The organism is Pantoea sp. X-Soil-ISGK-259 (genome assembly GCF_059730705.1).
The window spans coordinates 1,928,923-1,954,938 of sequence record NZ_AP035986.1 but is presented as its reverse complement, the minus strand read 5'-3'; the positions used below and the strand labels follow the sequence as shown (position 1 = coordinate 1,954,938).

Genomic DNA, 26,016 nt, shown 5'->3' with positions numbered 1-26,016 from the left:
CCGCCTGAGCCGGGCCGTTGCCAGACCGCGGTGGCGTAAGCCTGATGCCCGCTTCCTGATCGAGGTAATTTATGAATGCGCACAATCGTCGCTTAACCGCGGCGCTGCTGGCGGGCGCCGTCGCGCTGACGCTGCTGCCCTGGTACAGCCTGGAGCAGGGCTTCTTCAGCGGAGAGTGGCTGTTCAGCTTATGGACCGATGAGAACAGTGCACCGGCGCTGGGGCAGCTCGCGTTACGCAGCTGGCTGAGTATTGCTGTCGCGCTGTGGCTTCTCTCTGCGGCCAGCGTCTTTCTGCCGCCGGGCCGCACGCGTAGCACGCTCCTGCTGCTTTTCAGCGTCACGGGCATCCTGTTTCTGGTGCTGGAAGGGCATGCCATTGGTTTCAGTGGCTGGAACTGGCTGTGGCTGGAACATATCGCGGGTCCGCAGGCATTGGGCCAGCCAGCAATGGGCGCGGGCGCGTTGCTGCTGCTGACCGTGTTTTTGCTGATCTTCGCATTTGCCCTGGCGGAGCGGGGTGTGCTGAAAGGTGATGCCTTTGTCGTGGCGTCGATTGTACTGCTGGTGGCGCTGGTGACCACCTTTGTGCTCTATCCGGTGCTGAGCCTGTTTGTCGCCTCGGTGCAGGATATTGATGGCAGCTTCAAACCGGATGGGCTGATTGCCAATATGCAGGACCCTGCGATCTGGAGTCTCTCCTGTTTCACCGGTGGCACCTGCGGCACGGCCTGGCGCACGCTGGGACTGGCGCTGATGACCGCCAGCGGTTCGACGCTGCTGGGGCTGGCTTTTGCGCTGGCGGCTACGCGCACGTCGCTGCCGTGCAAGAAAGCGCTGCGGATGCTGACCATTCTGCCGATTATCACACCACCGTTTGTTATCGGACTGGCGCTTATCCTGCTGTTTGGCCGCTCCGGTGTCGTAACAGAATCACTGGCAACGCTGTTCGGCATCGAACCGGGCCGCTGGCTCTATGGCCTGACCGGCATCTGGATTGCGCAGGTGCTGTCGTTTACCCCTATCGCTTTCCTGGTGCTGATTGGCGTGGTCGAGGGTGTCAGTCCGTCACTGGAAGAGGCCTCTCAGACGCTGCGCGCCAGTCGCTGGCGCACCTTCTCCCGCATCTCGCTGCCGCTGATGGCGCCCGGTCTGGCCAACGCCTTCCTGATCAGCTTTATCGAAAGCATGGCCGATTTCGGTAACCCGATGGTGCTGGGTGGCAGTCATGGCGTGCTCTCCACCGAAATCTTCTTCTCTGTGGTCGGCGCACAGAACGACCCGAGCCGCGCGGCGGTGCTGGCGATGATCCTGCTGGGCTTTACGCTGACCGCTTTTCTGGTGCAGCGCGTCTGGCTCGCCGGAAAAAGCTTTGCCACCGTCACCGGCAAAGGCGACGGTGGCCGTCACGTGATGCTGCCGCGTCCGGTGCGCTACAGCGTCTATGGCATGGTCATCCCGTGGGGACTCTTCACGCTGGTGATCTACGGCATGATCATGATTGGCGGCTTTGTACAGTCGTGGGGGCTGAATAACAACCTGACGCTGGATCACTACATTCGCGCCTTCAGCGTCAGCGTCAATCAGGGGCAGCTGGTCTGGCGCGGCGTCGCCTGGAACTCCTTCTGGACCACGCTGGAGATTGCCCTTATCGCTGCGCCGCTCACGGCCATTGTGGGGCTGCTGACGGCCTGGCTGCTTGTGCGGCAGAAGTTTGCCGGCCGTCAGACCTTTGAATTCATGCTGATGCTGAGCTTTGCCATTCCCGGTACGGTCATCGGCGTGAGTTATGTCATGGCCTATAACCTGCCGCCGCTGGAGATGACCGGTACCGCGATGATCCTGATCGCCTGCTTTGTCTTCCGTAATATGCCGGTCGGCGTGCGTGGCGGGATTGCGGCGATGAGCCAGCTGGATAAAAGCCTGGATGAAGCCTCACTGACGCTGGGCGCTAACAGTTTTCGGACGCTGCGCAAAGTCGTGCTGCCGTTGCTGAAACCGGCGATCAGCGCCGCGCTGGTCTATGCCTTTGTGCGGGCGATAACCTCGATCAGCGCGGTGATTTTCCTGGTCAGCGCCCAGTACAACATGGCGACCTCTTACATCGTCGGGCTGGTGGAGAACGGTGAGTATGGCGTCGCCATTGCCTACTCGTCGGTATTGATTGTCGTGATGCTGCTAATCATAGGCCTGTTCCAGCTGCTGGTGGGCGAACGTCGCCTGCGCCGTACAACCCAACCGGCGGTGATGGTTACCGCACCTTCTGCCTCCACACTGACTCAGGAGAGAGCCCTATGACGACCATTAACGCCGGATCGGTGGTGTTTGAACATGTCGCGAAGCGTTTTGCTGGTTTTACCGCCGTGCCGGATCTGTCGCTCACCGTAGAGCCAGGCACGCTGGTGACGCTGCTCGGGCCGTCCGGCTGCGGCAAGACTACCACGCTGCGGCTACTGGCCGGGCTGGAGCATCCCACCTCGGGAAGGATTCTGATTGGCGGCAAAGAGGTAACGCATCTGCCCGCTAACGAACGGGATGTGGCGATGGTGTTTCAGTCATACGCGCTGTTTCCCCACATGAACGCTATCGACAACATTCTTTACGGGCTGCTCTCCTCGGGCATGAACAAACGCGAAGCGCAGGACAGGGCGCGTGAGGGGCTGAAGCTGGTGGGGTTAGAGAGTCAGGGAGAGCGGTTGCCGTCTGAACTTTCTGGCGGACAGCAGCAGCGTATTGCGGTAGCGCGTGCGCTGGTGCTGGAACCGCAGGTGCTGCTGCTCGATGAGCCGTTGTCGAACCTTGATGAGCGTCTGCGCCGTCGGGTGCGCACCGATATCCGTGATTTGCAGCAGCGGCTCGGATTTACGGCGGTCTATGTCACCCATGATCAGGAAGAGGCGCTGGCAGTCTCCGATAAGATTATTGTCATGAAAGAGGGGGATATTGCCCAGCAGGGCGCGCCGGAGACGCTTTATCATTCGCCCAACTCGGTCTTTATTGCGGACTTTATGGGGGAAGCCAATATTCTGCCCTGTGAAGTGGAGCAGGCGGATGCAGATGACGCACTGGTTCGTCTGGGTAACCAGCGCTTTCGGGTGCGGGGTGCGGGCGCTAAAACCGGCAGTGCCCAGCTGGCGGTGAGACCCCAGTTTATTACGTTGTCTGGCGATGGCCAGGGCGCGTTGCAGGGTGAAGTGATCCACAGCACCTGGCTGGGTGACCATATTGAATATGAAGTCGCGACCGAGCTGGGCGCGTTGTTCATTATCGATCCGCAGATGGAACAGCGTCTGCCTCTCGCCACCCTGGTAGGCGTCAACTTTAAGCCGCAGGGCCTTGCCCTGATTGCCCGTTAATCTGATTAACCCGAGGAGTTTGCATGGCATCGCATGATGAAATAATGGCGCGACTGGCTTTAGCGGAGGCTGTGGCCCGCGAAGGTGGCGCGAAAGCGCTAGGCTGGTTTAACCGTCGCGACACGCTGGTGGTAGAGACCAAGTACGATTTGCAGGATGTGGTGTCAATTGCCGACCGTGAAGTAGAGCAGTTGATCGCCAGCCGCATAAAGGATGCGTTTCCCGATGATGGCTTTCTGGGTGAGGAGTCGGGGCTGCAGGCGGGACACTCTGACTACACCTGGGTGGTTGATCCGATCGATGGCACCAGCCCGTTTCTCAATGGGATGCCGAGCTGGTGCGTTTCGGTGGCAGTGCTGCGTGGCGATGTGCCGGTTATCGGTGTGATTTTCGCACCCACTTATGAGGAGTGCTATGTGGCGGCACTGGGGCAGGGCGCGACGCTGAACGGTCGTCGTCTGCAGGTTGATCCCACCCGCACACTGCAAAACCATGTTACCGGCTTTGGCGCTAACAGTTATGTCAGTCCGCAGCAGGTTGGCGAGATTGTGGCGGCGCTGCTGTCGGCGGGCGGTAACTTTATCCGCATTGGTTCGGGCGCGCTGATGCTGGCGTGGGTCGCCGCCGGTCGGGTTGTGGGATATTACGAACCCTATATGCACGCCTGGGATTGCCTGGCGGGTTACTGTCTGGTGAAAGAGGCGGGCGGCTGGTACCACCCGTTCAATACCGAAGGCGACCGCATCATCAAAGGGGCGCAGGTTCTGGCCGTTGCTCCCGGCGCCGAAGCAGACCTTAAGCGTATTGCGGGTTTGTGACGCTGTCACGCTGACTGCTTTAATGGCGGTCAGCGTGAGTCTGTTACCCTGAGCGTTTTCGTCAGATAGTGACGCTGCATCCCGGTTTCTGGAAAGTCGGGCAGGGACATCTGCTGCTGATACCCCTGCTTCTGATAAAACGGCAGAGCCTGAAAGCTGAAGGTATCCACCAGCGCAAAGAGACATCCCCTCTTAGCCGCCTCCTGTTCCGCGGCTTCCATCAGCGCGCGACCCAGACCACTGCCACGCACAGTTTCGTCCACCCAGAGAAAATCAATGCAGAGCCAGTTGCCTTTGCGCGAGGCGATGACTCCACCGCGCAACACGCCTTCTGCATCTTTATGATAAACCGACAGCGGGCCCCAGTTCTCGCGGCTGATAAACTGCCGGTTGTAAGCGCCTAATCCTGCCAGCAACGCGTCCCGATCATTATCGTTTTCCTGATAGGTAAGGGTAAATGTGTGCATTCTGTGTCTCTTCTATCTGTGTGTTTTTATCCCCTTAAAGGGATATTTTAGCGTTTATCCCCTGTAGGGTATAATAGGCAAATTATCCCTTTGCGGGTATAATTTCTCTTTATCCCCTATAAAGGATAATGCATCTGCGTTATGCTGACAGCCTGTGATCCTTAAGGAGTCACCCCATGATATACAGCCCGATACAACTGGCAAACCAGCTCAAGTTTATCCGCCAGCGCAATGGCTGGACGCAGAGTGAGCTGGCAAAAAAGGTCGGCCTGAAACAGGCTACCATTTCTCATTTTGAAAATGCGCCTGACAGCACCTCACTGGCCACGCTGTTTAAGCTGTTACAGGCGCTGGAAGTGAGTCTGGCCGTTCAGGAAAAAGAGGCGGTCACGGCGACTCATTTGCATGATGAGGATGAGTGGTAATGCAAAGGCTGATTGCGTGGATGAACGGCGAACGGGTGGGTGTACTGACACGGCAGCGAAACGGCACCCATGCGTTTCAGTATGATACCGGCTGGCTGAGTAATCCGCTCTCCCGGCCGCTGTCACTCTCAATGCCATTGCAGGTTAAGGCGATCACATCACACGCTGTGATTAACTTCTTCGATAACCTGCTGCCGGACAGCCCACTGATTCGTGAGAGAATCGCAGCGCGTTACCAGACTCAATCCTGTGAGCCCTTTGATTTACTGCAGGAGGTGGGACGTGACACCGTCGGAGCAATCATGCTGTTGCCGCCCGACAGGCCATTGCCTGCCGTGCAGGCTCGTTATGAGGTGCTGGATGAAGCCCGGCTCGAAAGCGTACTGTCGGCCAGGTACGATATTCCGCTGGGAATGGTGCATGAGGAGCCCGATTTCCGCCTCTCAGTTGCGGGTGCACAGGAGAAAACCGCGCTGCTGCTGACGCAGGAAGGCTGGAGCATTCCTGCCGGGGGCACGTCTGCCTCACACATCATTAAGCTGCCAGTCGGTGAGATTAAACAGCCGACCGCTACGCTGGATATGCGTGAAAGCGTAGAGAATGAGTATCTTTGTCTGACGCTGGCCCGCGCACTCGGTATCAATGTGCCGCAGGCGACCATTATCCGGGCCGGAAAGATGCGCGCCCTCGCCGTTGAGCGCTTTGATCGCCGCTGGTCACGTGACAAAACCCGGCTGATTCGCCTGCCACAGGAGGATTTCTGTCAGGCGCTGGGACTGACCTCGTCAACCCAATATGAATCGGATGGCGGGCCGGGCATCGCAGAGATCATGCAGATACTGATGGGATCACGTCACGCCATTGAAGATCGCTATCGCTTTATGATGTTCCAGGTATTTCAGTGGCTGATTGGTGCCACCGACGGTCACGCCAGGAATTTCTCACTGTTTATTGAGCGCGGCGGCAGTTACCGTCTGACCCCTTTTTATGATGTGATCTCCGCGTACCCGGTGCAGTCGGGTTCCGGCATGAACACGCAAACGCTGACACTGGCGATGGGGCTGGGTGCCACTCAGGAGAAGAGGACGGAGATCGACAAAATTTACCCGCGCCATTTTATCGCCACGGCGAAGCAGGTGAGTTTTGATCGTGACAGCCTGCAGCAGATCTTTGACTTCTTCATTAAAGCGCTTCCCCAGGCAATCGTTTTGGTGCGTGATGCGTTGCCGCCCGACTTTCCTCAGCATATCGCCGACGCCATTTTCAGCCATGCATTGATTATGCTGGAGCGGTTACGGCATGGAGAGTGAGGGCACGGAGCTGGCACTATGCTGAAAAGCCAGTCTGCCCATGTCTCGTTAAAAGCGGGTCAGCTATGCTTATCTGACAGGCATAACAAAGGAGTAGTATGGGTATGAAGTGTCCGGGATGTGAAGGAGAGGCGTTTGTTTACGCCACGCGTGATGTCAGTCTCAATACCGGTAATCCGGATGATGTTGTGCACGATGTGAAGGGCGATCACTGCATCCGTTGCGGGGCTGTGATCATGAATGCCGGCACGGCAGAGCAGTATCCCGAAAAGGCTGAAGCGCTGGAGAATGCCGGCGTTCCCATCAAATAATATCAGGAGCCCGCGTAAAGCGGGCTCTGCTTATCGCTTTATATACTCTTCTGATCGGCTCACTCTTATTGGGTCCTGCGTCGCTCGCCGGTCACAGCGAATAATGTCTCCTGCGACGAATCACCCATAAAAAAGCCTGCACAAGGCAGGCAAATCGTTATAAGGGAATGTCCATCTTTTGATAACACGCAACGAGTAAGTTGTGTGATGGTGGCACCCTACAGGAGAAACATTAGGTTTACCCCGGGAACGGGAACCTGACTCTGTCAATGCGGACACTGGAGTGCGTTATGGATGCCAATCGCTATGCCCTGGAAGTCATTGCTTCGCCGCCGGTGTTTCCCGGTGTCGCCAGTCCTGTGTTGTCTGATGAAACGCTGCATCGTCGTCTGGCCGCTATTATTCAGCGCATGCAGGAGCAGAAGATTGCACAGCTGATTATCTATGCCGACAAAGAGCACGGCAGCAATTTTGAGTATCTGGCGGGATTCATTCCTCGCTTCGAGGAGGCGCTGCTGGTGGTGAATCAGCAGGGCGCTCTCACTTATATCATGGGTAATGAGAATCTAAAGCTGGTGCCTTTTGCCCGCAATCCGGGGCGCTGTCTGCATGCGCCGCTCTTTTCGTTGCCTAATCAGCCGATGCGCGGTGAGCAGCCACTGGATCAGCTGTTAAATGAGGCCGGGATTGTCGCGGGAGAACGCACCGGGCTGGTGGGCTGGAAGTTGTTTACCGGCAGGCAACAAGGAATGTGTGATTTGCCGCAGTTCGTTTACGCTGCAGCGGCGCAGGCGGCGGGCAGTGATGCGCTGCTGGTTAACGCGACCGGGCTGTTTATTTCGCCGGATAACGGTGCGCGCTGCGTGAATTGCGCCGATGAAGTGGCGTTTTATGAGGCTGGGGCAAATCTTGCGTCAACCGCCATGCTGGCTGCGCTGGATAGCGTAGAGCCAGGCAACACGGAGAAGGCGTTAGGCGCACAGCTTAACGCAGAAGGTCAGCCTAATACGGTGGTGACGATTGCGGCAACCGGCGATCGTTTTGCGCATGCCCGGCTATATCCATCGGATAAACAGTTAGTCACTGGCGATAAGCTTTCTCTTACTACCGGCTATAAAGGCGGGCTGACAAGTCGTTCCGCTTATGTAGTCAGTGAGGCTTCTGAGTTACAGTGTAACGTTTCGGACTGGTTAACCCGTCTGGCGATCCCCTATTATCATGCGGTGGTCAGCTGGCTGGAACATCTGCACATCGGTATGACCGGCGGCGAACTCTATTCACTTATTGAGAGCGTGTTGCCCAAAGCAGAGTATGGCTGGCATCTGAATCCGGGGCATCTGGTGGCTGACGAAGAGTGGTTAAGCTCACCTGTCTATCCCGACTCTGCCGTGACACTGAAGAGCGGTATGCTGCTGCAGATTGATATCATTCCGTCGGTATCGGGTTACGGAGGCTGCAGTATTGAGGATACGGTCGGGCTGGCAGATGCGGCATTGCGTGATGAGCTGGCGCGCGCTTATCCGGATGTCTGGCAGCGTATGACGCAGCGCAAAACCTACCTGGCGGAGGTGCTGAGGATCCGGTTGCCGGAGGAGGTGATTTTGCTCTCAAATACGGTAGGGTATTTACGCCCTTTTTTACTGGATAAGGGCCGCGCGCTGGTGCGTCAGTAGACGATTACCCGGCCTGAGGAGGCCGGTAATAATTTGTAAAATTTAACTGAGAGTAAAACAGAGGCGCATCTGTCAGGATACGCGCCTCAGAAAGTTCCTGGTTGCTCTCATTCGATGAAATGGTTTACCAAAAACGCGGTTTTGTTTGCCTGCAAAACCTCTCTGGCCGCGTTTATCGCACTCTCTGTCGCGCTCTTTCTTAACTTCGAAAAACCCGCCTGGGCGCTGACCACCGTTTTTGTCACGTCACAGCTTTATGCGGCATCGACCGTCTCGAAATCACTGTTTCGTCTGATGGGCACGCTGCTTGGCGGCATCTTCATTCTGCTGATCTATCCTGAAACCGTGCAGTCACCCGTATTGTTCAGTCTTTGTGTGTCACTGTGGGTAACGGTTTGCCTTTATCTTTCTCTGCATGACCGCACGCCGAAGAGTTATGTCTTTATGCTGGCGGGTTACAGTGCGGCGATTATGGGCTTTCCTGATGTGGATACGCCGTCGGCGATTATTAATACCGTCATTTCACGTATTGAGGAGATTACGCTGGGTATCCTCTGCAGTACGCTGGTTCACCGGCTGGTATTTCCGGTTTCGATGCACCATCTGCTGGGGCAGAGCGTTAATCACTGGTTTCTCAACGCGCGCAAACTCTGTGATGAACTGATCAGCGGAATGGCGAAGAACAAATCGCTGGAGCGGGAAGATATCCTGATTCAGATGGCGGGCTATCCGCTGAATGTTGAAACATTGCTGACACACTGTGTTTATGAGGGCGAAGCGGCGCGTAATGTCATCCGTCTGGTCAGCGTGCAGTATCAGCATCTGAGTTATCTGCTGCCGACGCTGACCGCGATTGAGTCACGGCTGGGCGTACTGGCCGAACTGAACATTCGTTTTCCGCCGTGCGTCACCGACGTGTTTCAGGAATTTCTGTTGTGGCTGCATCATGACCGTATTAACGATATTGCCGGACTGCGTGAGGCGATTGCCTCCAGTCAGGCGACGCTGGAAGAGGAATGGCGGGCAGGGCGTCTGCCAACTGAAGAGAGTCTGCTGCTGATTGGTCTGCTGGAGCGGCTGGCTAACTTTGTACGTATTGCCGATGCCTATGAAAATGTCAGCGCGCGAGCCGGGGATCTCTACAGCCACGGGGATGGGGCGGCGATCCGCAATATCCGGGAACATCGTCATATTGATAAAGGCCTGCTGCGGTTGTCCGCGCTGACCGCTTTTCTGGCCACCTTTCTCTCCAGCCTGTTCTGGATTGGCAGCGGCTGGGCCGATGGGGCGAATGCGCCTTTGATGGCGGCGATTATCAGCTCTTTTTTCGCGGGTGTTGATTCCCCGGTGACGCCGATGAAACTCTTCGTGAAAGGGGTGGTGATTGCACTGGTGGTCAGCCTGTTTTATATCGCGTTCCTGATTCCACAGGCCAATACCTTACAGGCGTTGATGATCTGTCTGCTGCCTGGCCTGATGCTGCTAAGTCTGGTGATCGCTAATCCGGCAACCAATATGGTGGGGCTGAGTGTCGCTATTCAGATCCCCGGCTTTATCGGCTTAAGCCATCACTATGTGCCAAACCTGATCGTCACGCTGAACGCGGCCATCTCCTCAATGGTGGGGATTATGTTTGCTGTGGTGCTGACGGCGTTGATTCGCAATAAGCGGCCCTCCTGGATTGCCAGAAGAGCGGTGCAACGGGGACTGCGCGACCTGTTAGGCTTTATCAAAATGGTGGAACGTAATTCCGCCACGCTGCTGTCACGGCAACAATTTATTGCCCGAATGCTCGACAGGGTGAACATTATTTTGCCGCGTAAGCGTCTCGATCCTGTGCCGGATATCGTGGTGGGTGGGTATCTGATTACCGAAACCTGGCTGGGTGCTAACTGTTATGACTTTTACGCACGATACAGGGAAGTGCTGGAGAGCCATCGGATTGATAGCGGTCAGATGTTTCACGAGCTGGCGCTTTATCTGAAACGCAAAATGAAGTCACTGCAATTAGCGCCGCATCAGGATCTGCTGGATGAACTGGATCTGTTACTGTTGCGGATAGAGAAAATTGCCCGCGAGGAGAGTGCAGCTGTCGCGCCATTAATCCATCTTTTTAATATTCGGGTATCACTTTTTCCCCATCAGCGTTGGCCGGAGTAACAGGGGCTGGCTGGTGGTGTTTCGAACCGGGATTGAAGTGTAGTAAAGAGAATACCTTTTAGTTACATCATACATTAGATCTTAATTTAAAAAAGATGTCAGACAGGGTGCCTGTTTGTCATGTCTTACAGTAAAACGAGCCGGGATGATAGGAAAACGCTGGGGTGTATTGCTGAGTAAAGCGGACATTATACCCATTTAAAATCAGCGTGTTGCATACTTTTTCATGCCCGCCTGACACTGTTGCCGTCATTTGAGGATTCGTCAAATTCGCATCACGCAGCGGCTGAAACTCGCAATAAGAGCAGGGTGCGCCTGGCGCATTACAGGCTGAGAGAATTAGCTGTTTACCTGTGGCTGTAACTGATAAATCCACGCAGTGTAATACTGGTTATCCCCGGCAGTTACGCGAACTTCGACGCGATCATAGCCATCTTCAAACGCATCCAGCATTGCCCAGTGCGCATCCAGCTGCTCAGAGATAAACAAGTATCCTGGTACAGCGGGGCCATGTTCATCCAGAACAATGCCAGGAAAATCAGCCGCTGCACCCCAGCCACGCTCATAGAAGGTGCCGTTTACCGAGCCGGCCAGCCATTCGCCGCCAATGTTTTCAAGAATATGGGCATTCTCGCGGCCCGGACAGAGCGTGCCATAGACAAATAAGCGTTCCATTTTTCCTCGTTTTCCAGACTCAAAGCCGGTTACTTTAACGCGTTGTGATAAATTCTGCAGCCCTGACGTCACGCCAGTTATTCAGAATTGACGTAGCAGCGCCTGCGGAGCACAAAAATTCTACAGCTGGTGCCCGCATCCCGGTCCTGGAGCACACATTTAAAACAGGAAAGCCGTCGTTAACATCCTGAAGGCTGTATTAGCAAATTACAGCTTTTAAGCTGTTATATTGCTTTAACAGCTTTTAGAGTGTATTTTGATTAAACAGCGTACAGGCTGTATCACCTGTTAAAGCGGTCAGCGCACGATGAAAAATGTCTATCCGATAAAAACACTCAGTCAGTTGCGTCCTTTGCTTATTGGTTTTCGCAAAGCAAATGGACTGACACAAAAAGATCTGTCTGAACGATTAGGCGTCACTCAGCAGACTTATGCGCGTCTGGAAGCCAACCCGGCCAGAGCCAGCATTGAACGCCTCTTCAAAATCTTCACACTGCTGGGCGTGGAGATGACTCTCTCTTCGGGAATAAGCTCATCCGCAGGAAAGCAGACAGAAGAAAAGGGGACGTTAGAAAATTCACCTGCGAGACGGGAGAAATGGTGACGCTATGAGCCGGAGACAGCAGCGTTTAGTGATATGGATGAACGGTATTCAGGTTGGATTCTGGAACAAAAGCAAAGGAGAAGATACGCTGCAATATCTTCCTGAATGGAGTGCCGACGCGCAAGGAAGACCGTTATCGCTCTCTTTGCCTTTTACCCCCGGCGATCAAATCTGGCGCGGAAATGTGGTACGTGACTACTTTGATAATTTATTACCGGATAGTGAAGGGATTCGCAGGCGTCTGGCAATGCGGTATCAGGCAGAAAGTCTCGACCCTTTTGACCTGTTGACCGAGCTGGGAAAAGATTGCGTAGGCGCGATACAGTTACTGAAAGAGGGCGATGAACCCACGGATTTATATTGCGTAAAATATCGGCCGCTCTCTGAATCAGAGATCGCAATGACATTGCGAAATACCACGGCGGCATCATTACCCGGCAGACAGAGTGATACAGGCGACTTACGGCTATCCATTGCCGGTGCGCAGGAAAAAACAGCGTTATTATGGCATGACGATCGGTGGTGCAGGCCTGAAGGGAATACGCCAACGACGCATATTTTCAAGTTGCCGCTTGGCCTGGTCGGCAATATGAAAGCTGATATGAGTACATCCGTGGAAAACGAATGGCTCTGTTCGCTGCTACTTGAACAATTCGGCATCCCGGTCGCAAGAACAGAAATCGCTCAATTCGAAGATCAGAAAGTCCTGGTGGTTGAACGTTTTGACCGCAAATGGTCAGGTGATCAGCGTTGGATCATTCGTTTACCTCAGGAAGATATGTGTCAGGCTGCGGGGATGTCACCATTACGCAAATATCAGGCCGACGGCGGGCCAGGTATCTCTGAAATTATGGAGATTCTGAGTCATTCAGATCACGCAGAACAGGACAGATTGCATTTCTTTAAAGCACAGATAATTTTCTGGGTACTGGCGGCCACAGATGGCCATGCTAAAAATTTCAGTATTGCGATAGGGCCTCAGGGGCATTATTGCCTTACGCCACTTTATGATGTTTTATCGGCATGGCCGGTCATCGGAAATGGCAATAATCAGATAGCCTGGCAAAAATGCAAACTGGCGATGGCCGCTCGCGGCAGCAGCAACTATTACAAACTCTACAGAATACAAAGACGGCACTGGATTAACCACGGTGAGCAGACCGGCCTGAGTAAAAAGCAGGTTGAGATGATGATGGATGAAATAATTTCTGACGCACCGGACGTCATCGAGCGTGTTCGCGCTCAACTGCCAGATCAGTTCCCGTCAGAACTGGCAGAACGCGTGTTTGATGGCATAACGCAGCAATGCAGGCGTCTGGCCGGAAATTAGCGCCGATTAAAATTTCCCACTGAACACAGTGTCAGAAGAGAACAGGCTGAGAGGTGCAACACGGCAACGCAGATGTTTATCGATTACAGCCTGAATGATGAAAAGACGGAGAGATTCATTGTCAGACAGAATCATCAGGCATCCGCAGAGATTCCCTGGGAAAGGTGGAAAACAGGATAAGACAGACACCTGACCAAAGAGCGCATAATGTATATTATGTTAAATAAGAGATTAACAGTGCACTTATCGCTGTGATACTGCGTCATTCATTCCTGTACTTCCGTACCTGCAGTTACGTTACTACCACTGCCCTGCACCTTCATAGTGATGCCTTCAAACAGATCGCCTGAAACCCCGAACAACGATGCAGTCCGGGGTTTGTCATCAGATTATTTCAGATGCGAACGCAGTGCTTCACCCGCCTGGTCAATGGCTGTTCTGACTGTCTGTTCCTGGCTCAAGGCGTTCAGCAAACCGAAGTCATGAATCATGCCATTGTACCGTGTAACGGTCACCGGCACGCCTGCTGCATCCAGCTTACGACCGAATGCTTCACCTTCATCCCGTAATACATCCAGCTCTGCAGTCTGAATCAGCGTTGGCGGTAACCCCTTCAGCTGTTCAGTGCTGGCGCGCAACGGCGATGCCAGAATGTTATTACGATCCTTTTCCGACGTCGTGTAATTATCCCAGAACCACTTCATCATGTTCTTCGTCAGGAAATGTCCGTCAGCAAACTGCTCATATGACGGCGTGTCGAAACGCGCATCGGTAACCGGCCACAGCATCACATCATAACGGATAGCTGGCGTTTTAAACTGCTTCGCCTGTAACGCAACTGCCGCCACCATGTTACCGCCAACGCTGTTACCAACCAGCGCCAGACGTTTTCCGTCAACGCCAATTTCAGCACCATGGTCGGCGACCCATTTAGTGGCTTCATAGGCCTGAGTGATTGCCACCGGGAAATGGGCTTCTGGCGAAGGTTGATAGTTAACGAATACCGCTGCAGCACCGGATGCATTCACCATGTCACGAACCAGACGTTCATGGGTTGGAAAATCGCCCAGCACCCATCCGCCGCCGTGGAAGAACATAAACACCGGCAATGTGCTGCTGGCGTGCTCAGGTTTAACGATGGTCAGCGTCAGAGGCTTGCCCAGTACAGTAATGATCTTCTGTGAAATCTGTGCCGGCGGCAGTTTTCTGCGCCCTTCTGTGCTCCGGTCAATACTGCCCGGGCATCGTTGACAGAGAGTTGCTCAATTGGTTTACCCGTTCCGCTGTTGAGCGCTTTCAGAAAGGCGGCAACACCTACGGTCGGTTGCGGGCTGTTTTCAGTTGGCGCAGCAAACGCGCTACTTATCTGGCTGCTTAACAGTAATGCACTGGCGATCAGTTTCATTTTCATTACAGGACTCCGATTAACTTGCTATTTAATAGTGTGCTATCTGGTTGACCGGACAATGACACGGCACCTCTTCATTGTAAACAACTAAATAGCGCGCCATTTAAATGGCAGAACCAGTCTTCCTGGAAATCATCGGGGTTAACGTGGCAAATTGCAGCTATCTGTATCGAATTGCAGTCATTGAGCGCGACATTTCAGAAGCGGAAAAATCCTGAATTGATCCAGCTCTCTGCTCAGCACTGAACTCCTGGTGCCCTGCTTTGGCTGCCAATCCCGGTGAATTCAACCTGGCGGCACTTTTCTCTGATCAACTTTTATCGCACAAATGCCGGACTATTAATTAAAAAAACAACTTTTGTATGATGTAACTAAATAGATTAATTCCCTCAGAAATTTCACATTTACCGCGGCTGATTTTCGCTTTGGTCTCAGGCCCTTTACTCTCTCTGCACTGCTACACGACTTCAACCAATCAATAAAGGAAACATTGATGAAAACATCATACGCTTTGATCGCAACATTACTGATGACCTCTGGCGCGTCCGCTATCGCAGCTCAGCCCGCTGCCGCTAAAAATCCGCTGAGCGTACACGTTCTTAATCTGCAAACCGGTCAGCCTACAGCGGGCATCGAAGTCGAGCTGGATCAAAAGCAGCAGGATAACTGGGTAAAACTGGCCTCAGGCGTTACCGACAATAACGGTCGTATCAGCGCCCTGTTCCCGCAGGACAAGATGGCCAGTGCGGGCAGCTACCGTGTGGTGTTTAAAACCGGTGACTTCTACAAAAAAACCAACCAGAAAACCTTCTTCCCGGAGATTCCGGTTGAATTCAACATGGAAGCCAGTGGCGAGCACTACCATATCCCGTTACTGCTGAGCCCGTTTGGTTACTCAACCTATCGCGGCAACTAATCTGCTAATCCGGCACTCAGGTGCCGGATTCCCCCGCGACGCGAGCCGGAAAACACGCCACCAGCCAGTCGATAAACACCCGCAGCCGTTGCGTTACGTGCCGGTTTTGCGGATAAACCAGATGAAACGGATAACCCGCAGGCCGCCAGTCGCGCAGTATCTCCACCATATCGCCCTGCCGCAGAATCGACGACAGTGAATAACTGAACGTCTGAATGATCCGCAGCCCGGCCAGACCCGCCGCCGGGTGTGCATTACTTTCATTAACGCCAATGCGATGCGCGCTGGTGATCTCTATTTTCTCACCCTGACGTTCAAACTTTAGCGGAAACGGTTTGCCGGTTTGCGGCGAAAGATAACTCACCAGCCGGTGCCCGTTGCGCAATTCATCAGGGTAAGCAGGAATCCCAAAGGCTTTGAGATAGGCGGGTGTCGCGCAGGTGATCAGCGTGGCGTGCCCTATCAGACGCGCCACCAGTGAGGAATCGGCCAAAGGACCGCCACGAATGACACAGTCAATGCTGTCGCTAATCAGATTAGCCGGGCGGTCCGAGACGCCAAGATCCAGCGTAATGTCCGGATAGCGGGCAAAGAAATCGGGCAGCAGCGGAATAAGAATATCCCGTGCGGTAGACCCGCCGATATCAACGCGTAACTGCCCGCGCGGTTTACTGCGCCGCGCATTAAAACAGGCATCAATATCCTCGAGATTGTGCAGGATACGCAGTGCTTTCTCATAGTATTCCTGCCCTTCTGCGGTGACGGTCACGCGCCGGGTGGTGCGTTGCAGTAGCCGCACGGAGAGATGTTGCCCGTTCGTGGGCGCTGGATCTGAAAGATCGCGGCATCCGGGTTAATGTCGTGAGTCCTGGCCCGGTTCGCACGCCTGGGTTGGGTGATCTGGTGAGTGAAGAGCAGCGTCAGGGTCTGTTTGATGCGCTGGCGGCACAGATACCGCTTGGCCGTCTGGGTGAACCACAGGAGGTTGCCCGTACCGTTGCGTTTCTGGCGTCTGATGCCGCCAGCTTTATTAACGCGACAGAGCTGTTTGTCGATGGCGGCATGGCACAGGTCTGAGGTTTAAGCCAGCCTGAACGCTGCCACAACAGTGATAACCCGAAATCCCGGTTCAGCCAGACCAGCACAGCCTGGCTGGCTGACCGCTAGCCAGTCACTCCCTGTTTCATAACCCGAAGGAAAAGCTGCGATCTCTCCGTCGTCCGGCACGCAGTCATAAAATGTCACGTTGCAGTCATCCCGTCCGGTAAATCCCCCGCTATAGTTATTGCCTGTCACGTCCGTCATAACACCATGGAGATAACATGAGCCAACTTTTTTCCACTGTCTCGCTCGGCGAACTTACGCTGGATAACCGCATTGTGATTGCCCCGATGTGTCAGTACTCCGCTGAAGCAGGCAATGCGACCGCCTGGCATCGGATCCATCTTGGCCAGCTCTCCTTTTCCGGCGCCGGTCTGATGATTATTGAAGCCACTGCCGTTGAGGACATTGGCCGTATCTCTCCCGGCGATCTCGGTTTGTGGAATGATGATAATGAAGCCGCACTAAAAACAGTTCTGGATGATGTGCGCCGCTACTCCTCTATCCCGATTGGTATGCAGCTGGGCCATGCGGGACGTAAAGCGTCGTGTGCGGTTCCCTGGGAAGGCGGTAAGCAGATTGCACCCGATGCAGGCGGCTGGCAAACCGTAGCCCCGTCGGCACTGAGCTACAGCGCGGATGAAGTTAAACCGGTTGCCATGAGCATTGACGATCTGCAGCGGGTAAAAAAGGCTTTTGTTGAGAGTGCCCGCCGTGCAGTGCGCCTGGGTATTCAACTGATTGAAGTGCATGCCGCGCACGGCTATCTGCTGCATCAGTTTCTGTCACCGCTCTCGAATCAACGCAGTGATGAATATGGCGGCTCGCTGGAAAACCGACTGCGTTTCCCGCTTGAGGTGTTCAAAGCCGTCCGTGAAGCCGTTCCCGCTGCCATTCCGGTGGGTGTGCGTATTTCCGCGACGGACTGGGTGGAAGGCGGCTGGGAAATCAAGCAGTCGATCGCCCTCTCACGTGAGCTGGAAGCGCTTAACTGCGCCTATATTCATGTTTCCAGTGGTGGTTTGTCGGAAAAACAGGAAATCAGCGTCGGACCCAATTATCAGGTGCCTTTCGCCCGCGATATTCGCGAGCAGGTGTCAATCCCGGTGATTGCTGTTGGCCTGATTACTGAACCTCAGCAGGCAGAAGGTGTTCTGCAACAGGGCGACGCTGACCTGGTGGCGCTGGCGCGCGGCATTCTCTATGATCCCCGCTGGCCGTGGCACGCCGCCGCCGCACTGGATGGCAAAGTGCAGGTTCCGCCGCAGTATCTGCGTTCTGAACCGCACGATGTCAAAGGCATCCTGACGCAGGATCAGTAAGCGTTAACGGGCAGGCCGCGTTACCGTGGTCTGCCCGCGATTTTAAAGAATGCCTTTCAGCCGCAGATGCTGGAGCAGCATAATGGTCTTGGCATCCACGATCTCACCCTGATCAATCGCCTGTAAGGCCTTGTCGAAACCGATCTCCAGTACCTCGATATCTTCGCCCTCTTCCACTATTCCGCCGCCTTCACCGCTGCGCTGTTGATCGTCATACTCAGCAATAAAGAAGTAGAGTTTTTCCGTCACTGAACCGGGGCTCATAAAAGCCTCAAAAACCTTTTCTACGCGACTGACGCGAAAGCCCGTCTCCTCTTCCGCTTCGGCAACAATACGCGTCTCAGGCGAGGCGTTATCCAGCAGACCAGCTGCCGCTTCAATCAGAAAGCCATCATGCCCGTTCAGGAAAATGGGAAAGCGAAACTGCCGGGTCAACACGACTGTGCGTTTATCACGGTTATAGAGCAGAATCACCGCGCCGTTTCCCCGATCGTAGGCTTCACGGCTCTGCTCCTGCCAGCGTCCATCGCTGCGCAGTAGCGAGAAGGTGTACTTCTTCAGGGTATACCAGTTATCTGACAGCAACTGCTCGTTGATGATGCGTACGCGGGGATGATTCTGCTGCATGATACTCTCCAGGATAAGTGGACAGCCCACACGCTATCATGCACAATCGTGCAAATTCAAGAAAAAACATGCAGAATGGAATGATGCTATCCAGCCAACGAAAACAGACAATTCTCGCCCTGCTCGCCCAGGAAAAACAGGTTCAGTCGCGCGACCTGAGCCAGCGATTTGGTCTCTCCGAAGACTCTATCCGGCGTGACCTGCGTGAACTGGCGGCGGAAGGATTACTGCAACGGGTGCATGGCGGTGCGTTACCGGTATCCGCTGCACTGGGCACCTTTGAAACACGAAAAAGCGTGCAGACGGCGTCTAAACAGATTATCGCCAGAAAAGCGGCCTCATTGATCCAGCCAGGCCAGATTGTGCTGATTGATGGCGGGACCACCAGCGCAGAACTGGTACGACAGTTGCCGACAACGCTGAGCTTTACCGCCGTGACACACAGTCCCAGCGTGGCGCTGGCGTTAGCCGATCACCCACTCGTGGAGGTTATACTGATTGGCGGGCAACTTTATAAGCATTCGGTGGTGGCGGTAGGCGCAGCCATGCTGGAGTCGATAAACCGCATTAACGCCGATCTCTTTTTTATGGGTGTTACCGGTGTGCATCCGGCGGCGGGCCTGACAACCGGGAATTTTGAAGAAGCGACGGTGAAGCGGGCGCTGGCAGGACGCGCAGCAGAAACCGTGGTACTGGCGTCCGCCGAAAAGCTCAATTCAGCGTCGGCATTTGCCATTGGCGATCTGTCACTTACGAGTACGCTGGTAGTGGAAACAGAGCCGGACAAGGCGCTGAAAAAGGCGCTCAGCCAGCATGGTGTGACGATCATCTGAGATCGCAGCAAGCCTGCAGCGCAAGATACGGGCCGGTCAGCGGTCTCTGCGCAGGGGGAAACTGCTTTGCAACGGGCGTCATTGAACTTTGTGCCAGGGCAACGGCAACCGCGCCCTGCTGATAAGCCTGCTCTGCTGCTGCCCCAATCAGGGCAAAATAGCGTGCTGTGTCTCCCGCTTTAAACGCTGCCCACGCATCTTCCACCAGCATGACCTCGATCTGACTGTCTGGATGACAGAAGAGTGTCCGTGTCGCAGCCAGCGTCGATTCTGCTGCACACAGCGCCACCGTCGGCCCCGTAAGACGCCGCAGTGTCTCCGCTAACATCCGGTCAGTGCGCATTACCCCAGCATGCGTACTGAAATCATCAGCAACCGGCCCCAGCGTCGAACAGGTGATCAGAACCGCATCAAACTGCGGCAGCAGCGATTCAATCAGCTGTGCAATACGGCGGCGTAATTCCACTGTCATCCCGCCGCTTCGCTCCGCCTCAGTCAGCAGCGCAGGCATCACCAGATGATTCAGGGGCAGAATATCAAGAGCCAGTGCGCGGGCGGCATCATCAAAGATCGCGATATTACTGGCGGCGGTATGGAAGCAAAGAATGTTCAGGGTGAGCTCCGGTTCTTCATAAAGTTAGCGTGCGGGCGACCATGCGGCCTGCTGGATAACGACACGATAACCATCCCCATCCATAAATGTCACGCCCCGTTGATCCCAGTAGGGATTAAATGATGGCACCCGCCGGAAGCCTGCCTCATCCATGCTGTTACAGCGAGCCAGCCAGTCAGGCTGTTGTGGGATGTAGAGCACCAGCAGATCGTCATCCGTTGGCGATGGCCGGACGGGATGCGTGTGACAGAGCGTGAATTCGAGATGCCAGGCCAGCCCGTCAGCGCCCAGTATCACACCACTGAACCCCTGATGGTCAGTAAACTCACCGATTTTTTGCAACCCCAGCCCAAGGCAATAGATTTGGCAGCTTTGCGTCAGGTCAGTCACTGGACGGGCAATACGCAGATGCGGGATAGTCATGCTTCTCTCCTTGTTGAGTTCACTGATATTTATCACAATCCTCTGAGCTTCCCGTGACGCTGGATGCGTAACCACTTCCCCGGCACTTCCATCAAACCACCGTTTTTTGCAAAAAGATGTGAATACCCTTCCGCGCAGTCCTGACCCTGAAATCGCTCTGCAGTCGGCGTGCCGCTGCGGTCGGCACCCTGTTCCGGTTATCCGGAAAATCACCTTACCGCTCACAGCGCTAAACGCATTCCCGCTGCGGTCATCTACACTTTCCCGGTATTCATACGGCAATGTCCTGTGCATTGCCTGGCTATAAAAGGAAGACAATATGACTGAACATGCTACCCAGAACCACGCCTGGTTACTGGCATCACGCCCTCACGGTGAGCCGACCAAAGAGAATTTCCGCCATGTGGCTCAGCCCGTTCCGGAAATCAAAGAGGGTGAAGTGCTGCTGAAAACCATCTACCTCTCGCTTGACCCCTACATGCGTGGCCGGATGGATGAGGGTAAATCCTACGCTGCGCCCGCAGAGCTGGATGAGCCAATGGTGGGCGGCACCGTCTGTCAGGTTGCAGAATCGAAAAACAGCAACTTTAAAACCGGCGACTGGGTGCTGGCGCAGAGCGGCTGGCAGGAATATGCCGTTTCCGATGGCAAAGAGATTGCGAAGCTGGACAACGATATGCCACATCCTTCATGGGCGCTGGGCATTCTCGGTATGCCTGGCTTTACCGCCTATATGGGTCTGATGGATATCGGTCAGCCGAAAGCGGGCGAAACCCTGGTGGTTGCCGCCGCAACCGGTCCAGTGGGCGCAACGGTCGGTCAGTTGGGCAAACAGAAAGGGTGCCGCGTAGTCGGTGTCGCCGGTGGCGAAGAAAAATGCCGTTATGCGGTCGATACGCTGGGTTTTGATGCCTGCCTCGATCACCACAGCGCAGACTTTGAAGAGCAACTGAAAAACGCCTGCCCGGATGGCATCGATATTTACTTCGAAAACGTCGGTGGCAAAGTGTTTGATGCCGTATTCCCGCTGCTGAACACCGCGGCACGCGTGCCGGTCTGTGGTCTGGTCTCCGCGTACAGCCAGCGTGAGCTGCCGGACGGTCCGGACAGAACCTCGCTGATCATGGCAGGTATCCTTAAGCGTCGTATCCGTATGCAGGGCTTTATCATCTTCCAGGATTACGGTGACCGTTATCCTGAGTTCCTCAAAGCAATGAGCCCGCTGGTGGAGAGCAAAAAAATCCACTATCGCGAGCATATGATTGAGGGATTAGAGAATGCACCACAGGCGTTTATCGACATGCTGAATGGCAAAAACTTCGGTAAAACCGTGGTGAAAGTCAGCGAGTAATCGCGTTAGCGTGCCGCGTCAGTGACGTGGCACGCTATCTATTAATCAATGCGATGAATCAATGCGGCTGCCGTGAAACGTGTTCGGCAGCCGCACGATTAGCGTCACTGACCGCCTCTCCCAGCGTTGCGCCAAGACTCAGGCGCTGACACAACACCCCGACAAAGCAATCCCCGGCACCGTGTGTACTGACCAGCGTCACCTTTTGCGCCGCCAGCGTGTGCGTCTCTCCTGCCTCGCTGTAAGCCACTCCGTGTTCACCTGCTGTCACCACCACGCGGGCAAAGCGTCCCGCCAGCGATGCCGCAGCAGCACGCGCTGAAGTCAGATCCTGCACGTTAATCCCGCACATATCGCGCGCTTCGATGGCGTTCACCACCAGCAGATCGATACAGCCCTCAAACCCCGCCGACAATGTCCGGGCAGGTGCAGCATTCACACAGACCGTAATCCCCCGCTGCCGTGCCGCCTGTGCCGCGCAGAGATTTACCGCCTCCGGGACTTCGTTTTGCAGCACCAGCAGCGAAACATCCTGCCAGAAGCCTGGCTGTGCAAAGGTCTCAAGCGGGATTTGCTGATTGGCATTAGAAACCACTACCGCGCCGTAATCCCCTTCAGCATCGGTAATCGCCACGCTCATGCCGGAGGGAAGCGCATCGGTCACACTCACCTGCGTACAATCGACACCGGCCTGCTGCAGATGATCCAGCAGGAATTTCCCCTGCTGATCGCGCCCCACCAAACCGGCAAAACGCACTGCTGCGCCCGCACGGGCCGCCGCGACCGCCTGATTCCCGCCCTTGCCGCCGAACTTATAGTGACAGGCGCTGCCCATCACCGTTTCGCCTTTCTCCGGGCGATGGTGTGCGTCCAGCATAATGTCGTAATGAAGACTGCCGGTGACTGCAATTTTGCTCATAGCTAGAATTCCCGCAGATCCTGAACCGCATGCTGGGTTTTCATCAGGTTCTTCTCCGCCCGCTTCAGATCTTTCTTGGCGATAGCGACAAACAGCGCATCCAGAATATTGAGCTGGGCGATGCGTGACGCGGCGTTTTCACCCAACAGATGCGATCCCTGAGAGGTTGAATTGAGGACCACATGCGCACTCTGCGCGATCGGGGATTCGGCGTAGTTAGTAATGGCGATCACTTTCGCGCCATTCTTTCCCGCCAGTTTAACCGGATCGTTCACTGCACGTGTCGCACCCGAATGGCTGATGGCGATAACCACATCGTCATCAGATAACACGGCGGCTGACATCAGCATGATGTGGGCGTCGTCATAGGCGGTCGACTTGATGCCAATCTTCAGCATCTTGTGCGACAGGTCCCGCGCCACGGCGGCAGAGCCGCCGACAGCATAGAGATCGATATGACGCGCTTTAAAGATGATATCCGCCGCACGATTGAATTCAGAGACATCCAGAATCGATAATGTTTCTTCGATGGCCTGGATAGAGGTTCTGAAGACTTTGGCCAGCAACTGCTCCGACGAATCATCCGGCTCAATTTCCGCATGCAGTCCCGCCACTTCAGACTGGTTGTAATAGATCAGACCACTTCTGAAATGCCTGAAGCCGGTGAAGTTAAGTTTTTTTGTAATCTTAACGATCATCGCTTCAGAGACATTATTCTCCTGCGCAATCTCCTTTAAAGACGACTGCTCAGTCATGTCGGTTCGGGCAATTATCGCCTCCGCCACACGGCGTTCTAACGGCGTCAGTTGGGGCAAACGCATACGAATCTGAGCGCCAATGGCTCGCGGATCTTGCTTCATTACTTGCCTCGGGTCGCCCGGTCAATCAACATCGCTATGATAATAATAAGGCCGGTAGCGAGCAATTGGTAAAAGGCCTGAATGTTCAGTAAGGTCAGGCCATTACGTAACACCCCGAGGATCACCACGCCAATCAGCGTGCCGAAAATACTGCCCTTGCCGCCCATCAATGATGCACCGCCAATGGCCGCCGCCGCGATAGCGTCCAGCTCCCACAGGTTGCCGATAGTCGGCTCGGCAGCGCCCAGACGACCAATCAGAATCAGCGAAGCGAGTGACGCCAGCAGACCGGAGAAGATGTAAACCGTCACCTTGGTGCGCTTCACCGGCACACCCGCGACCCGCGCCGCCTCTTCATTACCACCGATCGCCAGAATATATTCCCCCAGCGGGGTCTTATTCATCACCGTCCAGAGCAGCAGCGCAATCACCGCCACAATCACAATCGGCGTCGGAATACCCAGCACCGTGCTATTGATCAGGCTGCGGAACGCCAGCGGAATGCCAAAGACCGGATTGCCGCCGGTATAAATCAGCGCGATAGCCCGGAACAGCGACAGGCCGCCCAGCGTAACGATAAACGGCTGCAGCCCGGCATAGGCAATCAGCGAACCGCTGAACAGCCCGCACATCGCGCCGACGCCCAGCGTCGCGAGAATCGCCAGCGGCACCGGCACACCCAGGGTCATCAGCGTGGCACCCAGCACCGCTGAGAGCGCCGCGGTGGGGCCAACCGAAAGGTCAATCCCGCCGGAGATAATCACCAGCGTCATGCCCAGAGCAATCAGGGCGTTGATCGAAGACTGCTGCAATATATTCAGCAGATTTGGCAGCGTGAAAAAGACCGGCGACAGAAACGAAAATGTCACCACGATAATCAACAGGCCAATTAAAGTACCGGCATCACGCACGTTAAATTTAAGCCGCAGCGCGGGTCGGGTACCTGGCGCGGTGGAGGTCTGAGTCGTCATAATATTAACCTTAAATAGTGTCAGGTAAGCGGTCAGGCGGTCTGGTCGATATCTTTAATGGCATAGCGGGCAATGTTCTCTTCGGTGATCGCGCTGCCAGTGAGCTCTTTGGTGATACGCCCCTCGCGCATCACCAGCACCCGGTCAGAGATGCGCATAATCTCGGTCATCTCTGACGACACCACGACAATGGCTTTGCCCGCCTGCGCCAGTTTCTCAATCAGGTGATAGATCTCAGACTTAGCGCCAATGTCGATGCCACGCGTCGGCTCATCAAACAGAAACACGTTGGAATCCGCCGCCACCCAGCGGCCAATAATCACTTTTTGCTGATTGCCGCCGCTCAGCGTGCCGATGGTTTTCTCAATGTCGAGCGGACGCAGTTTGAGGTCGCCCATCACCCTCAGCGCCTCACGGTCGAGCCGGGCATGGTTCATCAGCCCCGCCAGCGTGAAGCGGTGCATCGACGGCAGCGCCATGTTCATCTTCACCGCCCGCTCTTTAATGATGCCCTCTTTCTTGCGGTCCTCCGGCACCAGGCCAATACCTGCTTTGATCGCCGCACGCACGTTGTGGTTCTGCACTGCGGTGCCGTTGACGCTCACCGTGCCACCGGTACGCCTGTCGATGCCGGCAATCAGCTTGAGCAGTTCGGTCCGTCCCGCACCCACCAGCCCGGCAATGCCCAGCACTTCACCAGCTCGCACGCTGAAACTGGCGGCTACCACGTCATTGCCCCGCGTCAGATCCTCTACCCGCAGCACCTCGCGTTCGCTGACAAACGCCTGATGGTCGAGTTTGTCGATCTTCCGTCCGACCATTTTGGCGACAATGCTCTCTTCATCCTCATCACTGATGTTGACCACACCCACCTGCTTTCCGTCACGCATAATGGTGGCGCGGTCGCAGACCCGGAAAATCTCATTCATCTTGTGCGACACATAGATCAGCGAGACGCCGGTCGACTTCAGATCGCCTATCAGCTCCGCCAGCCGGTCGAACTCGCGGGGCGTCAGACTGGAAGTCGGCTCATCCATGGCGATGATTTTTGCGTCATCCAGCAGCGCACGGGCGATCTCAACAATCTGCTGCTGCGACACCTTGAGATTTCTGATCGGCGTATCGGGATCGATAGTGGGATCCAGCGTCTTCAGAATCAGCGTCGCCCGCGCCAGCTGCGCTTTTTTATCCACCCACCAGCCACCGGCACGGGTCAGCGGGCGACCCAGGAACATGTTCTGCGCCACGGAAAGCTCAGGAACATGCTGCAACTCCTGGTGAATCATGGCGATACCGGCCTGACGTGCACTGAGCGGGCTGCGAATCTGCACTCTGTTGCCATTAACGCTGATCTCTCCGCTGTCAGCGCCGCGCACGCCTGAGAGGATATTCAGCAGTGTCGATTTACCCGCGCCGTTTTCCCCAATCAGCGCATGCACCTCGCCGGGTCGCACTGAAAAATCGACCTCCTGCAGTGCGGCGGCGTTACCGTAACTTTTGTTGATGCCGCGCATCATTAAGCGAAACTGTTCCATACCCGCCTC

General features: G+C 55.1%; 24 protein-coding genes and 3 pseudogenes. 15 read left to right on the top strand and 12 right to left on the bottom strand.

Features of this window, described 5'->3' with window-relative positions; genetic code table 11:
• Nucleotides 1-71 precede the first annotated feature (71 nt).
• The 3 genes from AC6I77_RS09135 to AC6I77_RS09125 are packed head-to-tail and all read left to right on the top strand — an operon-like array spanning nt 72 to nt 4,173.
• Nucleotides 72-2,297, top strand: coding sequence for an ABC transporter permease (locus AC6I77_RS09135; protein WP_497816838.1), 2,226 nt, complete (start codon nt 72-74; stop codon nt 2,295-2,297).
• Nucleotides 2,294-3,355, top strand: a complete 1,062-nt coding sequence (locus tag AC6I77_RS09130; protein WP_003853623.1) for an ABC transporter ATP-binding protein — start codon at nt 2,294-2,296, stop codon at nt 3,353-3,355. The genes AC6I77_RS09135 and AC6I77_RS09130 overlap by 4 nt, the downstream gene beginning before the upstream one ends.
• A gap of 23 nt (nt 3,356-3,378) precedes the next feature.
• Entirely contained in the window at nt 3,379-4,173 is a 795-nt protein-coding gene (locus AC6I77_RS09125) for an inositol monophosphatase family protein (RefSeq protein WP_497816837.1), read from the top strand.
• Between the two features lie 29 nt (nt 4,174-4,202).
• Here AC6I77_RS09125 and AC6I77_RS09120 read toward each other — a convergent pair whose 3' ends face one another.
• Nucleotides 4,203-4,640, bottom strand: a complete 438-nt coding sequence (locus AC6I77_RS09120) for a GNAT family N-acetyltransferase (RefSeq protein WP_497816836.1) — start codon at nt 4,638-4,640, stop codon at nt 4,203-4,205.
• A gap of 176 nt (nt 4,641-4,816) precedes the next feature.
• Here AC6I77_RS09120 and hipB point away from each other — a divergent pair, with 176 nt between their 5' ends.
• The 5 genes from hipB (at nt 4,817) to AC6I77_RS09095 (ending at nt 10,519) form a co-directional block, all read left to right on the top strand.
• Complete coding sequence (gene hipB / locus AC6I77_RS09115; RefSeq protein ID WP_003853619.1) at nt 4,817-5,065, top strand: type II toxin-antitoxin system antitoxin HipB; 249 nt, start codon at nt 4,817-4,819, stop codon at nt 5,063-5,065.
• Nucleotides 5,065-6,375 (top strand): type II toxin-antitoxin system HipA family toxin, encoded by a 1,311-nt coding sequence (locus AC6I77_RS09110; RefSeq protein ID WP_039660229.1) that lies wholly within the window; start codon nt 5,065-5,067, stop codon nt 6,373-6,375. Before hipB ends, AC6I77_RS09110 begins: the two co-directional genes overlap by 1 nt.
• 98 nt (nt 6,376-6,473) lie before the next feature.
• Complete coding sequence (locus tag AC6I77_RS09105; protein ID WP_497816835.1) at nt 6,474-6,686, top strand: type II toxin-antitoxin system MqsA family antitoxin; 213 nt, start codon at nt 6,474-6,476, stop codon at nt 6,684-6,686.
• A gap of 290 nt (nt 6,687-6,976) precedes the next feature.
• A complete protein-coding gene (locus tag AC6I77_RS09100) occupies nt 6,977-8,359 on the top strand; it encodes a M24 family metallopeptidase (protein WP_497816834.1) in 1,383 nt (460 codons plus the stop codon).
• A 114-nt stretch (nt 8,360-8,473) separates the two neighbouring features.
• Nucleotides 8,474-10,519 (top strand): FUSC family protein, encoded by a 2,046-nt coding sequence (locus AC6I77_RS09095; RefSeq protein WP_497816833.1) that lies wholly within the window; start codon nt 8,474-8,476, stop codon nt 10,517-10,519.
• A 339-nt stretch (nt 10,520-10,858) separates the two neighbouring features.
• Here AC6I77_RS09095 and AC6I77_RS09090 read toward each other — a convergent pair whose 3' ends face one another.
• The gene (locus tag AC6I77_RS09090; RefSeq protein WP_312544713.1) at nt 10,859-11,194 is read right to left on the bottom strand and encodes a gamma-glutamylcyclotransferase family protein; all 336 of its coding nucleotides are present in this window, start codon (nt 11,192-11,194) and stop codon (nt 10,859-10,861) included.
• A gap of 307 nt (nt 11,195-11,501) precedes the next feature.
• On the opposite strand from AC6I77_RS09090, the gene AC6I77_RS09085 reads away from it, so the two are divergent.
• Both AC6I77_RS09085 and AC6I77_RS09080 read left to right on the top strand, forming a co-directional pair.
• Nucleotides 11,502-11,798: a helix-turn-helix transcriptional regulator gene (locus AC6I77_RS09085; protein ID WP_008925195.1), complete on the top strand. Its 297-nt coding sequence runs from the start codon at nt 11,502-11,504 to the stop codon at nt 11,796-11,798.
• 4 nt (nt 11,799-11,802) lie between these two features.
• Nucleotides 11,803-13,128 (top strand): type II toxin-antitoxin system HipA family toxin, encoded by a 1,326-nt coding sequence (locus tag AC6I77_RS09080; RefSeq protein ID WP_039660233.1) that lies wholly within the window; start codon nt 11,803-11,805, stop codon nt 13,126-13,128.
• A 389-nt stretch (nt 13,129-13,517) separates the two neighbouring features.
• Here the strand turns inward: AC6I77_RS09080 and AC6I77_RS09075 are convergent.
• Nucleotides 13,518-14,539, bottom strand: a pseudogene (locus tag AC6I77_RS09075) (alpha/beta hydrolase).
• A 490-nt stretch (nt 14,540-15,029) separates the two neighbouring features.
• Here AC6I77_RS09075 and uraH point away from each other — a divergent pair.
• A complete protein-coding gene (gene uraH, locus AC6I77_RS09070; protein WP_003853600.1) occupies nt 15,030-15,452 on the top strand; it encodes a hydroxyisourate hydrolase in 423 nt (140 codons plus the stop codon).
• Nucleotides 15,453-15,468: 16 nt separating this feature from the next.
• On the opposite strand, the pseudogene AC6I77_RS09065 reads toward uraH, so the two are convergent.
• A pseudogene (locus AC6I77_RS09065) lies at nt 15,469-16,260 on the bottom strand (LysR substrate-binding domain-containing protein); the annotation flags it as partial.
• Between AC6I77_RS09065 and AC6I77_RS09060 the strand changes: the two are divergent.
• A pseudogene (locus tag AC6I77_RS09060) lies at nt 16,245-16,529 on the top strand (SDR family oxidoreductase); the annotation flags it as partial. The pseudogenes AC6I77_RS09065 and AC6I77_RS09060 overlap by 16 nt on opposite strands.
• 3 nt (nt 16,530-16,532) lie before the next feature.
• Here AC6I77_RS09060 and AC6I77_RS09055 read toward each other — a convergent pair.
• Nucleotides 16,533-16,757, bottom strand: coding sequence for a hypothetical protein (locus AC6I77_RS09055; RefSeq protein ID WP_152333564.1), 225 nt, complete (start codon nt 16,755-16,757; stop codon nt 16,533-16,535).
• Between the two features lie 17 nt (nt 16,758-16,774).
• Between AC6I77_RS09055 and AC6I77_RS09050 the strand changes: the two genes are divergently transcribed.
• Entirely contained in the window at nt 16,775-17,875 is a 1,101-nt protein-coding gene (locus AC6I77_RS09050) for an NADH:flavin oxidoreductase/NADH oxidase (protein ID WP_003853594.1), read from the top strand.
• Nucleotides 17,876-17,917: 42 nt separating this feature from the next.
• Here the strand turns inward: AC6I77_RS09050 and AC6I77_RS09045 are convergent, their stop codons facing one another.
• Entirely contained in the window at nt 17,918-18,502 is a 585-nt protein-coding gene (locus tag AC6I77_RS09045; protein WP_003853592.1) for an NUDIX domain-containing protein, read from the bottom strand.
• A gap of 83 nt (nt 18,503-18,585) precedes the next feature.
• Here AC6I77_RS09045 and AC6I77_RS09040 point away from each other — a divergent pair, with 83 nt between their 5' ends.
• Complete coding sequence (locus tag AC6I77_RS09040) at nt 18,586-19,335, top strand: DeoR/GlpR family DNA-binding transcription regulator (protein WP_497817220.1); 750 nt, start codon at nt 18,586-18,588, stop codon at nt 19,333-19,335.
• Here AC6I77_RS09040 and AC6I77_RS09035 read toward each other — a convergent pair.
• Nucleotides 19,328-19,807 (bottom strand): glutamate racemase, encoded by a 480-nt coding sequence (locus tag AC6I77_RS09035; protein WP_497816832.1) that lies wholly within the window; start codon nt 19,805-19,807, stop codon nt 19,328-19,330. The two genes, AC6I77_RS09040 and AC6I77_RS09035, sit on opposite strands and share 8 nt — an antisense overlap.
• A gap of 165 nt (nt 19,808-19,972) precedes the next feature.
• Complete coding sequence (locus AC6I77_RS09030; protein ID WP_182629788.1) at nt 19,973-20,371, bottom strand: VOC family protein; 399 nt, start codon at nt 20,369-20,371, stop codon at nt 19,973-19,975.
• 319 nt (nt 20,372-20,690) lie between these two features.
• Here AC6I77_RS09030 and curA point away from each other — a divergent pair, with 319 nt between their 5' ends.
• A complete protein-coding gene (gene curA, locus AC6I77_RS09025) occupies nt 20,691-21,722 on the top strand; it encodes an NADPH-dependent curcumin/dihydrocurcumin reductase (protein WP_003853584.1) in 1,032 nt (343 codons plus the stop codon).
• Between the two features lie 58 nt (nt 21,723-21,780).
• On the opposite strand, the gene AC6I77_RS09020 is transcribed toward curA, so the two are convergent.
• From AC6I77_RS09020 to AC6I77_RS09005, 4 genes are read right to left on the bottom strand one after another with little or no spacing between them, the layout of a single operon-like run.
• The gene (locus AC6I77_RS09020) at nt 21,781-22,641 is read right to left on the bottom strand and encodes a PfkB family carbohydrate kinase (RefSeq protein ID WP_497816831.1); all 861 of its coding nucleotides are present in this window, start codon (nt 22,639-22,641) and stop codon (nt 21,781-21,783) included.
• Nucleotides 22,642-22,643: 2 nt separating this feature from the next.
• A complete protein-coding gene (locus AC6I77_RS09015; RefSeq protein ID WP_008925181.1) occupies nt 22,644-23,501 on the bottom strand; it encodes a MurR/RpiR family transcriptional regulator in 858 nt (285 codons plus the stop codon).
• The gene (locus AC6I77_RS09010; protein WP_003853579.1) at nt 23,501-24,472 is read right to left on the bottom strand and encodes an ABC transporter permease; all 972 of its coding nucleotides are present in this window, start codon (nt 24,470-24,472) and stop codon (nt 23,501-23,503) included. Before AC6I77_RS09010 ends, AC6I77_RS09015 begins: the two co-directional genes overlap by 1 nt.
• A 32-nt stretch (nt 24,473-24,504) precedes the next feature.
• Entirely contained in the window at nt 24,505-26,007 is a 1,503-nt protein-coding gene (locus AC6I77_RS09005; RefSeq protein ID WP_485523034.1) for a sugar ABC transporter ATP-binding protein, read from the bottom strand.
• Nucleotides 26,008-26,016: the final 9 nt, after the last annotated feature.

What these genes read in the sequence shown, in the direction of transcription:
- AC6I77_RS09005 (WP_485523034.1), bottom strand. Translation starts at nt 26,007, where the DNA reads ATGGAACAGTTTCGCTTAATGATGCGCGGCATCAACAAAAGTTACGGT.
- AC6I77_RS09035 (WP_497816832.1), bottom strand. Translation starts at nt 19,807, where the DNA reads ATGACAGTGGAATTACGCCGCCGTATTGCACAGCTGATTGAATCGCTG.
- AC6I77_RS09105 (WP_497816835.1), top strand. Translation starts at nt 6,474, where the DNA reads ATGGGTATGAAGTGTCCGGGATGTGAAGGAGAGGCGTTTGTTTACGCC.
- AC6I77_RS09125 (WP_497816837.1), top strand. Translation starts at nt 3,379, where the DNA reads ATGGCATCGCATGATGAAATAATGGCGCGACTGGCTTTAGCGGAGGCT.
- uraH (WP_003853600.1), top strand. Translation starts at nt 15,030, where the DNA reads ATGAAAACATCATACGCTTTGATCGCAACATTACTGATGACCTCTGGC.
- AC6I77_RS09090 (WP_312544713.1), bottom strand. Translation starts at nt 11,194, where the DNA reads ATGGAACGCTTATTTGTCTATGGCACGCTCTGTCCGGGCCGCGAGAAT.
- AC6I77_RS09130 (WP_003853623.1), top strand. Translation starts at nt 2,294, where the DNA reads ATGACGACCATTAACGCCGGATCGGTGGTGTTTGAACATGTCGCGAAG.
- AC6I77_RS09085 (WP_008925195.1), top strand. Translation starts at nt 11,502, where the DNA reads ATGAAAAATGTCTATCCGATAAAAACACTCAGTCAGTTGCGTCCTTTG.
- AC6I77_RS09080 (WP_039660233.1), top strand. Translation starts at nt 11,803, where the DNA reads ATGAGCCGGAGACAGCAGCGTTTAGTGATATGGATGAACGGTATTCAG.
- AC6I77_RS09050 (WP_003853594.1), top strand. Translation starts at nt 16,775, where the DNA reads ATGAGCCAACTTTTTTCCACTGTCTCGCTCGGCGAACTTACGCTGGAT.
- AC6I77_RS09030 (WP_182629788.1), bottom strand. Translation starts at nt 20,371, where the DNA reads ATGACTATCCCGCATCTGCGTATTGCCCGTCCAGTGACTGACCTGACG.
- AC6I77_RS09110 (WP_039660229.1), top strand. Translation starts at nt 5,065, where the DNA reads ATGCAAAGGCTGATTGCGTGGATGAACGGCGAACGGGTGGGTGTACTG.
- AC6I77_RS09020 (WP_497816831.1), bottom strand. Translation starts at nt 22,641, where the DNA reads ATGAGCAAAATTGCAGTCACCGGCAGTCTTCATTACGACATTATGCTG.
- AC6I77_RS09040 (WP_497817220.1), top strand. Translation starts at nt 18,586, where the DNA reads ATGCTATCCAGCCAACGAAAACAGACAATTCTCGCCCTGCTCGCCCAG.
- AC6I77_RS09100 (WP_497816834.1), top strand. Translation starts at nt 6,977, where the DNA reads ATGGATGCCAATCGCTATGCCCTGGAAGTCATTGCTTCGCCGCCGGTG.
- AC6I77_RS09120 (WP_497816836.1), bottom strand. Translation starts at nt 4,640, where the DNA reads ATGCACACATTTACCCTTACCTATCAGGAAAACGATAATGATCGGGAC.
- AC6I77_RS09010 (WP_003853579.1), bottom strand. Translation starts at nt 24,472, where the DNA reads ATGACGACTCAGACCTCCACCGCGCCAGGTACCCGACCCGCGCTGCGG.
- AC6I77_RS09095 (WP_497816833.1), top strand. Translation starts at nt 8,474, where the DNA reads ATGAAATGGTTTACCAAAAACGCGGTTTTGTTTGCCTGCAAAACCTCT.
- AC6I77_RS09015 (WP_008925181.1), bottom strand. Translation starts at nt 23,501, where the DNA reads ATGAAGCAAGATCCGCGAGCCATTGGCGCTCAGATTCGTATGCGTTTG.
- hipB (WP_003853619.1), top strand. Translation starts at nt 4,817, where the DNA reads ATGATATACAGCCCGATACAACTGGCAAACCAGCTCAAGTTTATCCGC.
- AC6I77_RS09135 (WP_497816838.1), top strand. Translation starts at nt 72, where the DNA reads ATGAATGCGCACAATCGTCGCTTAACCGCGGCGCTGCTGGCGGGCGCC.
- AC6I77_RS09045 (WP_003853592.1), bottom strand. Translation starts at nt 18,502, where the DNA reads ATGCAGCAGAATCATCCCCGCGTACGCATCATCAACGAGCAGTTGCTG.
- curA (WP_003853584.1), top strand. Translation starts at nt 20,691, where the DNA reads ATGACTGAACATGCTACCCAGAACCACGCCTGGTTACTGGCATCACGC.
- AC6I77_RS09055 (WP_152333564.1), bottom strand. Translation starts at nt 16,757, where the DNA reads ATGACGGACGTGACAGGCAATAACTATAGCGGGGGATTTACCGGACGG.